Source organism: Paenibacillus sp. FSL L8-0436, assembly GCF_038593025.1.
GTDB lineage: Bacteria > Bacillota > Bacilli > Paenibacillales > Paenibacillaceae > Paenibacillus_AQ.
This window is the reverse complement of the sequence record NZ_CP151955.1, coordinates 2695627-2708265: the sequence shown is the minus strand read 5'-3', so window position 1 is coordinate 2708265 and position 12639 is coordinate 2695627. Positions and strand designations below refer to the sequence as shown.

Genomic DNA, 12639 nt, shown 5'->3' with positions numbered 1-12639 from the left:
CAAATGCCTCAGACAAAGCCCCCCTGCAGCCGGGAAACACCCGTTCCGCAGGGGGGCTTAATAGTTGCCGTTTCTTTAAGAGCCGGTTAGTGTGATGATTTTCTTCTCCAGCTCTTCGGCAGTCAAAACACCGAGAATGATCTCGGAGATTACCCCACTTTTGTCAATCAACACATTGGTAGGAAACACCGCGCCGTTATATTTATCGAACACCTTGCCCTTTAGATCAAACATGACCGGAAAGGACAGCATATATTTTTTGATGAAACGTTCGGCGTTCGGCTTATAATCCTGGCTGGTCACATTGATTCCATAAATATCAAGAACATTCTTATATTTAACAGCCATTGCATTCAGCTCAGGAGCCTCTTGCTGACACGGTTCACACCAGGAAGCCCAGAAATTAAGCATCAGCGCCTTCTCCCGAGGTCCTCCTACGTCATAAACAGTGCTGTCGTTTCCCTGCAAAGTGAAGGGGGGAGCCAGCAAGCCAGCACCTGCACCGCTTTCCAGCTTGGCCGATTGCTGCACTACTGGTACTGACTCGGGCTCAGCCCTGAATTCATGCGCAATGACGAGAACGGCCAATATCACAATCAAGGCCACAACAGTTACATTTCGTTTATTCACAGCTCTCATGGGAAGACCGTTCCTTTGCAAATGGGATGGTTTGCTCCTATTGTACCCCCAATATGTGCAGTTTCAAACCATCCTTTACATCCAGGTAAAATCAGCTTCTTCCGTACCAAAAAAAGAGGATTCCGTCAGAGACGAAATCCCATGAAGAGAGAGGGGTGAAAATATGACAGCATACCAGGGAAAAACCCAGCCCATCAGACTGGATAGCTCCGTACAGCTCATGCTGGGGAAGCATTTGCTGACCTGTTATCCGCATGAAGCTTGCGGCGTACTGCTGGGTGCTGCCGCAGCGGGCGGCATGCACATCAAGGACTATGTCCCCATGAGCAACGTAGCGCCTGACCCGCTGCATGCCTTCGTTCCCGATCCCCGCGAATGGGTAAAAGCACTCTATAACGACCCCGCCCCTGTCGGTTTGTTCCACTCCCATCCCCATTCTGCCCCCTGGCCTTCTCCCTCCGACATTAAGGGACTAAGTGCACTGGGCCCCGAATTCAAGGTATACCTGATCGGTTCTCCCGGTACGGACAATAATGGGGAAATAAACTTGAGGGGCTTTCATATCGACCGGCTGCCTGATTCAAGTGGAACAACGGGTTACCGGCTGCTGCATGCTCCGCTCTATGCTCTGCTTAAATAAGCATACAGATCTCCCAAGGTATCAACCTGCCGCTTCTGGGAGATCTCATTCAGATAAGACACCCATAACCGCGCAGTCATTTTGGCATCCTCCAGCGCATGATGCCGCCCTTGGATCGGAATCTCATGTACGGCAAGGAGTTCATCCAGCGTATAATTACTGCGGTGCGGCTCAAGCCAGCGGGCCAGCATCATCGTATCCAGCACTCTGTGGGTAAGCTGCACTTTGGAGGTTTTCCATAATGCAGCATTCAGAAAAGACTTGTCATGCGCACTTCCGTGCGCTACCAGCACCCGCTGGCCCACAAAGGACATGAAATTATGCAGCCCGTCCATTAACGAAGGTGCAGCGGATGTCATCTCTTTGGAAATTCCCGTAAGCTTGGTAATATTATCCGGTATCGCCGTCTGGCAGTTTACCAGTGTATAAAAGCATTCATCTTCTTTTATTTCTTCTCCTACTACACGAATCGCACCAAACGACATAATCTCATCCCCATGCTGGTGGGAGAAACCTGTCGTTTCCAGGTCGAAAATAACAGTCTCAAGTTCAGCGAGAGGGGTATGCAGCACTTCAGGACGCCGTTTCTCGCGCATCAGGGAACGGATAAAGGCCATTTGCTGCGCCGTTTGCTGTGCTGATTCCCCGCCTCTCATCGACGCGATGGCGGATGGCATTCCGCCTTGTCTCAGGTTGTTCCAGAATCCGCCGCCTTTGTTCGGCTCCTTCATGACTGTCTCCTTTCCGCTGACCTGAGCTGACGCTGCAGTGCCCTGTGCAGGCGCCTGACGAGCAGCAGACTTTCCCGCAGCTCGGACATAAGCTGCTTATTCTTCAGATCACTTTCAGCAATATAATCACTGCTGGACAATAAACCGTCGTTTACACTGTAGGGAGTGTTCGCACGCATCCGCAGTGCGGTCAAAAATGCCCGGCGGATCTCTTCAAGGTGCTGGTACTTGTCAAGCGCCCCCAATACTTCCAGCCTCGTCAGCGTGGAGCTGTCCCAGACTCCCTCAAATAAAGACAAATGTCTAACAATATTCACGAGCGGAATATAAACACCATATTTGACATCAAATCCCCCGGCATAATCGCCGAACCGTTCCGTCAGTACCTGTCCAAGAAGATTTAGTGTCGCCTTGTGGCGGACTGTATTGCGCAATACCGCCGTGGACAGCTTCTCGTTGCCGATAAATCCAGCATGAAAAGCTTCCCGCCACTCCGCGGATAACTCCGCGTTCCCGGCTACATGGCGCATATCGGAGGAAATAATCAGATAACGGATCGGCTCCCATTCCAGCTGGTGCATCCAGCTCTGCAGCTGTTCTTTCCATTCCGTCAGTGTCTTGCACCAGAGCGGCTCGGAGCACATCACCTTGCCGCTGCATTTCTCATAACCCACTTGTTCAAATAAATCCGACAACAGAGCACCAAAGACAAGGAAATAACTCCTCTTGAGCCCATCCGGTTCCCCTTCCACAATCAGGCCGTTATCCTGATCACTCCAGAGCGTAGATTCCTGCCTGCCTGCGCTGCCAAACACAATAAAGGAATAGGCGCAGGGAGGCGGGCCGTAGCCCGCCTCTTTCATCTGCGCCTCACATATGATTACTGCCGCCTTCGCAATACTGTCATGCATTGCATTGACACGGGTCATCCATTCCCCGATTGGAACAACGTTTAACTGTGCCAGAAGTACGGTTTGACAGGCCGTGCGCCTTGCCTTAAGCTCCTGCGGCGAACCGGCCGTTGCGATGGACAAGTAATTTTTATCTTCATTCCACTCTGCTGACTCCATCGAAGCCACTCGGTCCGCCCCCTATCTATAGAAGTAGTTAATTTTTAAGGGTCTTGGATTCCGATTCTGCAATCAGTTTCATTTGTTCAGGATAACCGTAAGTACCATGTTCACTGATATCAAGGCCCATTAATTCTTCCTCTTCGGTAACACGCAGGCCAATAGCCAACTTAATTACGTAGAGAATGATGAAGGACAGAACTGCTACGAAGACAAAGGTACCTGCCACACCCAGCACCTGTACGCCGAGCTGGTGGAATCCGCCGCCGTAGAACAATCCGGGTTTACCGACAAGCGCGCCTTCCGCGATCAGATCAGGTGTTGCGAACAACCCGGTGGACACCGCTCCCCACATCCCAGCGATACCATGTACAGAGAAGGCATAGATTGGATCATCAAGGCCGGCACGTTCCAGCCATTGTGAAGTCATGAAAGTGAATGCTCCCGCTACAAACCCGATAAGAATTGCCGCCCAAGGCACTACGAATGCGCAAGCGCCTGTGATTGCAACCAGTGCAGCCAGAACACCGTTCAGCATTGCCGGGATATCCGACTTGCCGAAGTAGAGCCAAGAAGCGATCAGTGCAGCCAGACCGCCAGCCGCAGCTGCCAGGTTAGTTGTCAATGCTACGTGGCCGAAGAATCCGCCCATTGGAGACAACGCGCTACCAGGGTTAAATCCGAACCAGCCGAACCAGAGGATGATAACACCGAGTACTGTGAATACTTGGTTATGTCCCGGAATAATAACCGGCTTGCCTTCTTTGTTGAACTTGCCAAGACGGGGTTTCAGCAAGATTGTCGCGACTACAGCCGCCGTTGCACCTGTAAGATGGACAACCGTTGAACCTGCATAGTCCTGCATACCCAGTTCAGCCAACCAGCCGCCGCCCCATACCCAGTGGGCTACGACAGGGTAGATAACTACAGAGAACAGAATTCCGAAGATAATGTATACACTAAGCTTAGCACGTTCCGCCATACCACCGGATACGATGGCCAGAGAAACTGCGGCAAAAGCCATTTGGAAGAGGAATTTAACGTTTAAGGTTACATCTGAGAATGCCAGGGAATCGAAGGATGCTGCTTGTGTTTCACCACCATAGAAGAAGCCTGTAGTTCCGAAGAACCCGTTGCCGTTACCGAAGCCCAGGCCAAAACCCAGTGCCCAGAAACACAAGCTGGCAATTGCGAGTGTCAATACGGTCTTACCAGCTACGTGGCCCGCGTTCTTCATCCGGACCGAACCGGCTTCAAGCATCGCAAACCCCGCTTGCATAAAGAATACAAGAATAAATGCCAGGAAAGTAAACGCCGTATCCAATCCGATTTGGAGATCCGGTGCTGCCGGACCTTCAGCGGCAAATGCGCTGACCGGGTAGACCATCAGTGTAATCATGGCCAGAAACATCATTATCATCTTTTTTTTCATTCTTTACCCCACTCCCCAATGTTATATTTTCTAACAAAGCATGAAACTCTTAATGTCATTATAATCAGAAGTCAGGTAAATTGACAAGACTATTTTTATGAATGTTGCGATTTATTTCTTGAAGCACATGATTTCTTCAGTATTTGCCTGTAGCTACGCATTTCCGCTGTTAAATCACAGGTTTCCAGCCCATCAGCAAACCTTATTCATGCAAACGATTACAGAAAAAACGGACTTCTCCATGTATGAATGTGTATTTTCATTAATGTAAATGATCCAAGATGCTGTATTGTATGTTAAGTATCCTTAACATATATCAAGAGGATGACGCTTATTTTGCCGAACCCCATTCTTTTCATGAGCAGAAGAAGCAGCGCACTCTTCCGTCACCCCAATATACATGACACATCATGTAATATAATTATAGATCCCATCCAACCTTGTTATTATGCCGCAGATCGCAAGGTCCAATTGGTGTACAATCTTATAGAAGGAAGAGCTGCTTTTCCAAAGGTATCTTTGGCTTCAACCCTGCATATACTTAAAGTAAGTGTCACGTTTGACTGTACGGTTTGTCATTTGATATCATTATAAGTGTAAATATAGTAAGAAGAGTGCCGGATCAAACCGGCCGGATTCTGTTAGCGAGGTGAGAAGAACTTGGGGATATGATCCTGTACCGGATTGGCGAACTGGCCAAAGCTGCTAGCATCAGTGAACGCACAATCGATTATTATACGAAGCTGGGACTCATTGTACCAGAAACCAGAAGCATGAAGAACTATCGGCTGTACAGCCATGAAACTTTAATCGCTCTGGAACGTATCAATCAGTTAAAGCATGAGAAATATACATTGGAAGAAATTAAAACCATGATGAGCAAGTGGAATTCAGCTGCACCAGAAACCGATGTTTCGGATAAACTCGTGGAGCTGGAGCTGCAGATGCAGCGGCTTGAGCGCGAAGTGAAGGCACTGGAACCGATGATCAGCGGACTGAAACCGGTCCAAGCCAAACGAGCGCTGTCAGCACTGCTTCCGCAGGGCGTTGCGTGCATGGAGGCGATCCGGCTGCTGCTCTTGCAGGGGCCGCCAATGTAAATACTATTTTCACACCATAGTGGAGGAATGTTATATGATGCCTTTGATGTATCTGTTAGTTATTATCGCTTTTCTATTCTCGTTGTGGGCTCAGTTCAGAGTTAAAGGCAACTTCAATAAATGGTCCAAGGTTGCCAACATGAACGGTTTGACAGGTTATGAAGCCGCACGGCGTATGCTTGATGCCAATGGCCTTTATGATGTACCGATCGAGCCTGTGCGCGGCACCCTTTCCGACCATTATGATCCCGTCCACCGGGTTGTGCGCCTGTCGGAGCCTGTATACTATGAAAGCTCCATCGCCGCTGTTTCTGTCGCATGTCACGAGATCGGCCATGCCATTCAGCATAAAGAACATTATCCAATGCTCACGCTGCGCCACCGGATGTTCCCGGTTGTCAATTTCGCTTCCGGCGTAGCCCCCTTCATGCTGTTGGCAGGATTTATTTTCAGCTCATTGAATCTTATTGGTCTGGGTATTATCTTCTTCTCGGCTGCAGTAGCCTTTCAGCTTGTTACATTGCCGGTTGAATTCAACGCCAGCAGCCGGGCCCGTCAGGTCATGGTTGAGCAAGGCTACATCCGCAACGAGGAAGAGCGCGGCGTAGCCAAGGTCCTGAATGCAGCTGCCTTAACTTATGTTGCTGCCGCTCTGGTCTCCCTGCTTGAACTGCTGCGTCTGATCATGATGTTCTTGGGAAATCGTGATTAAACCAATCTAGTTAACCCGCTGTCGATATAAAGGGCAAATACCCCGGAAGGCTACGAGCCGACCGGGGTATTGTTATTTCTATCTTTGAAATATGTCAACAGGAAAGTGCGGAAGGAGCGGGCTACCAGCGGCAGCTTGCCCTCACTGCGGTGAATGATTCCCACCGTTCTGGTCACAACAGGATCTATCACCCTCACTTGAGCCGGCTGCATAGGATTGGTCTGATACAATGCCGTTTCCGGCAGCAGGCTCACTCCCATGCCAGCGGCAACCAAACCCCGTATGGTATCAGTCTCTCCGCCCTCAAAAGCAATCTGCGGCTTGAACCCTGCCTGCAGGCAGGCTTGCCATACGATCGGCCTCAATGAATATCCCTGGCTGAACAAGACGAACTTTTCTTCCCGCAGCTGTTCAAGCCGGATTACCTTCTCTCCGGCAAGCGGATGATTCTGCGGAAGGATCGCGAACAGCTCCTCTGTCATTACAATATCTCCGGCCACATGACCGTCATTTTCGGGGAAGGGAGAAATAAACGCCAGATCCACTTCACCGGACAGCACGTCTTTAATCAAAGACGGAAAAGACCCCTGCTTGAAACGAAATTTAACCTGAGGATAATGCCGGCGAAACTCCGCCACAATGGAAGGTATAAGATGCGTACCCAGGCTATGCGGAAATCCGATGCGGATCTCTCCAAGCTCCGGGTCCAGAAATTCATGCACCTCAGCTACCGAGCGCTCCAATTCCTTCAGCACCGACTCTACCCGTTTGCAAAAAAGCTGCCCCACCGGGGTGAGCTGCAGATTGCGCCCCTTTTGCATGAATAAGTCCACTCCAAGCTCCTGCTCCAGCTGATGAATCTGGCGGCTAACCGCAGATTGCGCCACATGCAGCTCTTCTGCCGCTCTGGTAACATGCTCTTTTTGCGCTACCTTCAAAAAATATTGCAGCTGTCTAAGTTCCACGAATCCAACACCTCCTACCTTCGGCTTTTTTTGAATACCCGTATAATAAGTCCATAAAGAAAGAACCCGGCCACGAGGCCGCCAATATGGGCTGTATAGTCCACATGAGGTGTGGCGAAGGACATAATAATTCCCATCACCAAAAGCCCGTACAACGTCTTACGTGAGCTCTCATCCATCATCGCTCTCTGCAGCAGCGCAATATAGAGGAATGCGCCGTATACGGCGTAGATCGCTCCTGAAGCCCCTACTGACACCGTACCGTAATCCACCACTGAACGGCTGCTGACCGCGACTCCCAGAAGATTGGCAAGGAAACCTCCCGCCAGATAGAGCAGCGCGTAACGCCACCAGCCCATCAGCCGTTCCAAAGGCGGAGCAAACACCAATAACGCAAAACAGTTAAAGAACAGATGGGCAAAGCCATTGTGCAGAAACATCGCCGTCGCATAACGCCACAATTCCTCTTTCAGCGGGCTGACATTAACGGTTCCCCCGTAATCAATCAGTGTCTGGATATTTGTGGAGCCGCCGTTTAACGTCAGAACAATAAACATAATCACATTCGCCAATATAAGCAAACAGGTTACCGGATAATACCGGAGATAGCTTCTCCACTTTTCATATCGTATGAATATCATAACACCCACCCTTTATGTAAGTTGTCGGTTGGACATCCAGCTTCTAAAAAGATTATAATTTATTGTGGCAGTAAGAATCCAATATTGCAATTCAAGGAGGAACCAAGGATATGACGCAAGAAAGAACAGGCGTGGCCGCATTTAAAGGCAACCCCATCACACTGATGGGTCCGCAGCTCAAAGCCGGAGATTCCGCACCACAGTTCACAGTGAGCAAGAATCTGCTGGAAGATACTTCCCTCAGTGATTACGCCGGCAAAATCAAGCTGATCAGCGTGGTGCCTTCTCTGGATACCGGTGTATGCGATGCGCAGACCCGCCGCTTCAACAGCGAGGCCGCAGAGCTCGGCGATGATGTCGTTATTCTCACCATCAGTATGGATCTTCCGTTCGCCCAAGCCCGCTGGTGCGGCGCTGCCGGCATTGACCGGGTCATCACACTGTCTGATCACAAGGAAGCAGCCTTTGGACAAGCCTACGGCGTCCTGATTAAAGAATTCCGTCTGGATATGCGTTCCATCTTCGTAATCGACAAAAACGATACTTTGGCTTATGTGGAGTACCTCGGCGAAATGTCTGAGCATCCCAATTACGAGGCTGCTATTGCAGCTGTAAAGGAACTGCTGTAGCCTGCAGCCGAATTGTATTTCATTCGTAGTACATGAAAATCTATAAGTTCTGATTCTTTAAAAAAAAGCGGCAGAAGGTCATCCTTCTCCCGCTTTTGCTTATGGGTAGCCCTATTGTTCAATGACAGGCTGCATCTTCACACTTCACGAAACCGTATACAATCTCTGAACAGAAAAGTGCAGCTTGCCTTTATTCTGTCTTGTATTTGCCCAGCTTCCTATCAAGAGACTGGTACAGACGCTGAATTACTCGATAGTTGGCGCCCAGGTCGCCAAGCGAACCTCTGGATGCCGAGTACATATCTACGCCGCAACGCACCGGCGAGGTATTTAGCACCGACACAGTAATATCCAGCGTACGCCCGAATGCTGTTCTCTTCTCAAGCGTAATCTCTCCTACAGATTGCACTTCATGAAGCACTTTGAAGCCAGGAATCTTCTTCAGCGTTGAGGATATTTCTTCCCACGCCTTATCTCTAGAAAGAGTGTAGTAACGCGTCTTTAATGCCGGATCTTTTGCACGGTCGCTTGTTCCGTCATGACTGCGAAATAAACCGACCAAGGTTCTTTTCAACGACAAAATTCTTCCCCCTCTTCAAATCCCAAGTTCATTAGTCTAAGTGTAACACTCTTATCCCAGGAACAAAAGGGCATTGCTCACTTTCACCTTGTTCACTATAAACAAAAAGGTACCCCATCCCCGCGGGTAAGCGGGAAACAGGGCACCTTGTCAAAAACAGTAGAAAACCCGCCTATGCCGTCCGGCTACAGTGTCTTCTGAACCTGCTATAGCAGGTGGGTGACCGCAGAAGTCGTTTTTGAATTCCCCGCGTCGTATAGACAGGGCCTTTCAGCCGCGCTTCGTATAGATCTCCCAAGACATTATCATTGGTTCAAAACAACGAGCAACCGTAAACGTACATCGCAGGATTTGTTACTATTATATTGCGTCTTGACGAAAAAGTAAACCTGTATGCGCTTTAATTTACACTGGAATAAATTTCTCGCCTAATTTCGCGGCTTATGTGTAATTAATGTTAAATCCGTTTTTTATCTTTATCTGAATCGTACTCATCATCGTCGTCATCATCGTCGTCATCATCGTCGTCATCATCTTCATCGTAATCTTCTGCCTCAAGCAATTCCGCAGCTTCTCTTTCAGCGGCCTCCTGGGCTTCCAGTTCCTGTTGCTTCTTCTTCTCCACCTGCAGTTGCAGCTTGTTGTATGTAGCGTAAAAGTTAAAGAAGGCGAAAAAGGCAATCAGTGTAGGAATACACAAGGCGTAAAGCACCGGATACTTCAGACCTATATAGACAAGAACCGCTGCACCAATAAGCGTGGAGAATACGCGGATCGGCCGGGCGATTGTCAACAAAACGGAGTTGGTCACCACTTCTTTGAAGGTCATTTGATAATGAACCACAATCGAGAAGAAATTAAACATGGAGACGAACAAAATAATCATCAGCACCAGCATCAAAATACCGACGATTCTGAAATTCGCCATTTGCGTCATGTATACGGTCACATCTACGTACATCACAACAAACAGCACTGTGTAAATTAATCCCCCAAGCATACTCTTGAAATAATTTTCTTTGTACCCCTGGAAAAAAGTGCGGAATGTGCTAACATCGCTATTGCCCATAACCCATTTGCGTACAACCGTAAATAGTGCCGCTGTTGCCGGGAACACCGTAAACGGTGCCAAAATACCCATCGCCCAGTTCAGTGTGATCTGTTCATTGGGGCCGCCTGCACCCGATCCCCACATAATCATCTTCATTACTCCCATGAACAGAAACGGAACCGAACAGATTGCCCACAAAATGTTACTGAAGGCGATACGTGAAATCCATTCCGTGACGCGGTATAGACCGCCCATTGCTCCTTTAAACTCCAATTCCCTTCCTCCTGTCTGTCTCGCGCATACTGCGTATCTTAACTATACCTTATTTGACCCGGACTTTTCCAGCGCCCATTCTTAAGATTCTGGGTTATGGTCTATGCAAGCCCGACGATCCGTCCATATATTAGGAACGTAACCATTACAATCACCTTAATTCAAAGGAGGTTTTACCTATGTCCTCACCAGTTGGCTGCAACGTCTGGACTTCCACAGGCACTATCCTCGTTCTGTTCATCCTGCTCGTTATTATCACCCGTACTTTTGTTATCTAAGGCATGAAACACAAAGCCTAAATATGTTCAATTGTACAAAAAGAAGACGAGAACCGTTAACCGGTACTCGTCTTCTTCCATTATTGCCGGTGCTGCTTAAATGTCGTAATCTTCGCGTTTAGCCGGACGAGTACTTGTGCTGCTTGGACGCGCCGATGGTTTGCGGTCGGCACTGCTGTCGCGGTTGCCTTTGTAACCGCCGCTGCTGCTGTTGCTGCCGTAGCCGCTGCTGTAACCACCACGGGTTGTGCTGCCGCTGCTACTGTCGCGGTTGCCTTTATAGCCGCCGCCATAGCTGCTGCCGCTATCACGGTTGCCTTTATAGCCACCGCCTGTGCCGGAACCAGTGCGGTTGCCGCCATAGCCGCCATTAGGCTTGCGGCCGCTGCGGATGTCATTCTTGCCGCCGCGGCGTTTTGCGCGGATCGGATCTTCCGGTGTCAATTCAACCTGTGTATCCTTGTTGTCGCCGGTAAGCAATTTCATTGCTGCGGAGAGCAGTTGTACAGAATCATATTGCTCCAGCAATTGAATCGCGATGCCTTTGTATTCGTTCAGCTCGCCGCCTTCTTCAACCATTGCCAGCAGACGTTCTGCAGTGATGCGTTGTTTGCCTTCAATTGCCTCAGCCATTGTTGGCAGCGGTTTGCGGGTAATCCGGTGACGGGTTACACGCTCGATCAGATGAAGGTGGTCCATTTCACGCGGAGTCACGAATGACCACGCTGTTCCTTCTTTACCTGCACGGCCTGTACGGCCGATACGGTGTACATAACTTTCCGGATCTTGCGGAAGGTCAAAGTTGATAACATGTGTTACACCGGAAACGTCGAGTCCGCGCGCCGCTACGTCAGTAGCTACCAGCACATCAATGCTGCCGTCACGGAATTTACGCATAACCGCATCACGCTGGTTCTGGGACAAGTCGCCATGCAATCCGTCAGCGGAATATCCGCGTTTCTGGAGGCCTTCGGCAAGCTCGTCAACCCGGCGTTTGGTACGTCCGAAGACGATTGCCAAATCTGGGGATTCCATATCGATCAGACGGCTCAGTGCTTCAAACTTCTGGCGCTCAGGAACTTCGATATAGGCTTGGTCAATCAATGGAGCGCTGATTTGTTTTGGAATTACGGAAACATGTTGCGGGTTCTTCAGGAACTGTTGGGCGAGACGTTGAATGTTAGGAGGCATTGTTGCTGAGAACAACATGGTTTGACGTTCTTCCGGCACGAGCTTGAGGATCGTCTGGATGTCTTCCATGAAGCCCATATCCAGCATTTCATCAGCTTCATCCAATACGATGGTCTGCACATCATCAAGACGGATCGTCTTGCGGTTGATGTGATCCAGAAGGCGTCCAGGTGTTCCGATAATGATCTGTGGTTTCTTCTTCAATCCGCGGATTTGACGGCCGATATCCTGTCCGCCGTAAATAGCCAGTGAACGCAGACCCTTGAAGCGGGTCAGTTTGCCGATTTCTTCAGCAACCTGAATCGCAAGCTCACGGGTTGGCGTCATAATTAGCGCCAGGATTTTTTCTTCTTCCCGAGCAATTTTGGAGATGAGGGGAATACCGAAAGCGGCTGTTTTGCCCGTACCGGTCTGTGCCTGGCCGATCAAGTCTGCTCCAGTCAGCGCGAGCGGGATTGCCTGCTCCTGAATGGGTGTTGCTTCCTCAAATCCTAGCTCTGTGATTGCTTGAAGTACTTTTGGCTCCAAGCCGAATTCTGCGAATGTTTTCAAATTATTCATGCTCCTTCTATACAGTGGACATTCCACATGCTTGTCTGTATTCTTAAGTAGCGGTAAACACATTTATAGGCTGTCCAAACATGCCGTAATCTCTGCATGGTTTACGCGTATTGGGACGAAAAAATGTCCTATGATCAAGCTTGGTT

Annotated in this window: 14 protein-coding genes and 1 other RNA gene; 5 read left to right on the top strand and 10 right to left on the bottom strand. The window is 49.4% G+C overall.

Going from position 1 to position 12639, the window contains the following annotated elements; all coding sequences use genetic code 11:
* Positions 1 to 75: 75 nt before the first annotated feature.
* The gene (locus tag NSS79_RS12280; RefSeq protein ID WP_342439556.1) at positions 76 to 639 is read right to left on the bottom strand and encodes a TlpA disulfide reductase family protein; all 564 of its coding nucleotides are present in this window, start codon (positions 637 to 639) and stop codon (positions 76 to 78) included.
* Between the two features lie 163 nt (positions 640 to 802).
* On the opposite strand from NSS79_RS12280, the gene NSS79_RS12275 reads away from it, so the two are divergent.
* On the top strand, positions 803 to 1279 hold the full coding sequence (locus NSS79_RS12275) for a M67 family metallopeptidase (protein ID WP_342439555.1): 477 nt from the start codon (positions 803 to 805) through the stop codon (positions 1277 to 1279).
* On the opposite strand, the gene NSS79_RS12270 is transcribed toward NSS79_RS12275, so the two are convergent.
* Genes NSS79_RS12270 through NSS79_RS12260 form a run of 3 tightly spaced genes read right to left on the bottom strand, consistent with a single transcriptional unit; the run spans position 1261 to position 4512 of the window.
* Positions 1261 to 2010, bottom strand: coding sequence for an exonuclease domain-containing protein (locus NSS79_RS12270; protein WP_038589680.1), 750 nt, complete (start codon positions 2008 to 2010; stop codon positions 1261 to 1263). The genes NSS79_RS12275 and NSS79_RS12270 overlap by 19 nt on opposite strands.
* On the bottom strand, positions 2007 to 3080 hold the full coding sequence (locus tag NSS79_RS12265; RefSeq protein ID WP_342440355.1) for a DUF294 nucleotidyltransferase-like domain-containing protein: 1074 nt from the start codon (positions 3078 to 3080) through the stop codon (positions 2007 to 2009). Before NSS79_RS12265 ends, NSS79_RS12270 begins: the two co-directional genes overlap by 4 nt.
* Before the next feature lie 37 nt (positions 3081 to 3117).
* Complete coding sequence (locus NSS79_RS12260; protein ID WP_038589677.1) at positions 3118 to 4512, bottom strand: ammonium transporter; 1395 nt, start codon at positions 4510 to 4512, stop codon at positions 3118 to 3120.
* 668 nt (positions 4513 to 5180) lie between these two features.
* Here NSS79_RS12260 and NSS79_RS12255 point away from each other — a divergent pair.
* Together NSS79_RS12255 and NSS79_RS12250 are read left to right on the top strand one after the other, a co-directional pair.
* Positions 5181 to 5612 (top strand): MerR family transcriptional regulator, encoded by a 432-nt coding sequence (locus tag NSS79_RS12255; RefSeq protein WP_038589674.1) that lies wholly within the window; start codon positions 5181 to 5183, stop codon positions 5610 to 5612.
* Between the two features lie 37 nt (positions 5613 to 5649).
* Positions 5650 to 6324: a zinc metallopeptidase gene (locus NSS79_RS12250; RefSeq protein WP_038599346.1), complete on the top strand. Its 675-nt coding sequence runs from the start codon at positions 5650 to 5652 to the stop codon at positions 6322 to 6324.
* A gap of 50 nt (positions 6325 to 6374) precedes the next feature.
* On the opposite strand, the gene NSS79_RS12245 is transcribed toward NSS79_RS12250, so the two are convergent.
* A complete protein-coding gene (locus tag NSS79_RS12245) occupies positions 6375 to 7289 on the bottom strand; it encodes a LysR family transcriptional regulator (protein WP_038589672.1) in 915 nt (304 codons plus the stop codon).
* A 14-nt stretch (positions 7290 to 7303) separates the two neighbouring features.
* On the bottom strand, positions 7304 to 7930 hold the full coding sequence (locus tag NSS79_RS12240; protein ID WP_341118576.1) for a rhomboid family intramembrane serine protease: 627 nt from the start codon (positions 7928 to 7930) through the stop codon (positions 7304 to 7306).
* A 110-nt stretch (positions 7931 to 8040) separates the two neighbouring features.
* On the opposite strand from NSS79_RS12240, the gene tpx reads away from it, so the two are divergent.
* On the top strand, positions 8041 to 8559 hold the full coding sequence (gene tpx / locus NSS79_RS12235) for a thiol peroxidase (RefSeq protein WP_341118575.1): 519 nt from the start codon (positions 8041 to 8043) through the stop codon (positions 8557 to 8559).
* Between the two features lie 190 nt (positions 8560 to 8749).
* Here the strand turns inward: tpx and NSS79_RS12230 are convergent, their stop codons facing one another.
* The 3 genes from NSS79_RS12230 to NSS79_RS12220 all read right to left on the bottom strand — a co-directional run bounded on the left by NSS79_RS12230 (position 8750) and on the right by NSS79_RS12220 (position 10463).
* A complete protein-coding gene (locus NSS79_RS12230) occupies positions 8750 to 9139 on the bottom strand; it encodes a DUF1499 domain-containing protein (RefSeq protein WP_340899150.1) in 390 nt (129 codons plus the stop codon).
* Between the two features lie 161 nt (positions 9140 to 9300).
* A non-coding RNA gene (gene ssrS, locus NSS79_RS12225) (6S RNA) lies at positions 9301 to 9493 on the bottom strand.
* A 103-nt stretch (positions 9494 to 9596) separates the two neighbouring features.
* Positions 9597 to 10463, bottom strand: coding sequence for a DUF624 domain-containing protein (locus NSS79_RS12220; RefSeq protein ID WP_342439554.1), 867 nt, complete (start codon positions 10461 to 10463; stop codon positions 9597 to 9599).
* Positions 10464 to 10642: 179 nt separating this feature from the next.
* Here NSS79_RS12220 and NSS79_RS12215 point away from each other — a divergent pair, with 179 nt between their 5' ends.
* A complete protein-coding gene (locus NSS79_RS12215) occupies positions 10643 to 10741 on the top strand; it encodes a dihydroorotate dehydrogenase (RefSeq protein WP_144024380.1) in 99 nt (32 codons plus the stop codon).
* A 96-nt stretch (positions 10742 to 10837) separates the two neighbouring features.
* On the opposite strand, the gene NSS79_RS12210 is transcribed toward NSS79_RS12215, so the two are convergent.
* Positions 10838 to 12484 carry a DEAD/DEAH box helicase gene (locus NSS79_RS12210; RefSeq protein ID WP_340899152.1) on the bottom strand — a complete coding sequence of 549 codons (1647 nt, stop codon included), beginning with the start codon at positions 12482 to 12484 and terminating at the stop codon, positions 10838 to 10840.
* Positions 12485 to 12639: the final 155 nt, after the last annotated feature.

Bases quoted from the DNA above. Each gene is read 5' to 3' on its own strand.
- NSS79_RS12265 (WP_342440355.1), bottom strand. From the start codon at position 3,080: ATGGAGTCAGCAGAGTGGAATGAAGATAAAAATTACTTGTCCATCGCA.
- NSS79_RS12260 (WP_038589677.1), bottom strand. From the start codon at position 4,512: ATGAAAAAAAAGATGATAATGATGTTTCTGGCCATGATTACACTGATG.
- NSS79_RS12255 (WP_038589674.1), top strand. From the start codon at position 5,181: ATGATCCTGTACCGGATTGGCGAACTGGCCAAAGCTGCTAGCATCAGT.
- tpx (WP_341118575.1), top strand. From the start codon at position 8,041: ATGACGCAAGAAAGAACAGGCGTGGCCGCATTTAAAGGCAACCCCATC.
- NSS79_RS12275 (WP_342439555.1), top strand. From the start codon at position 803: ATGACAGCATACCAGGGAAAAACCCAGCCCATCAGACTGGATAGCTCC.
- NSS79_RS12240 (WP_341118576.1), bottom strand. From the start codon at position 7,930: ATGATATTCATACGATATGAAAAGTGGAGAAGCTATCTCCGGTATTAT.
- NSS79_RS12250 (WP_038599346.1), top strand. From the start codon at position 5,650: ATGCCTTTGATGTATCTGTTAGTTATTATCGCTTTTCTATTCTCGTTG.
- NSS79_RS12215 (WP_144024380.1), top strand. From the start codon at position 10,643: ATGTCCTCACCAGTTGGCTGCAACGTCTGGACTTCCACAGGCACTATC.
- NSS79_RS12270 (WP_038589680.1), bottom strand. From the start codon at position 2,010: ATGAAGGAGCCGAACAAAGGCGGCGGATTCTGGAACAACCTGAGACAA.
- NSS79_RS12280 (WP_342439556.1), bottom strand. From the start codon at position 639: ATGAGAGCTGTGAATAAACGAAATGTAACTGTTGTGGCCTTGATTGTG.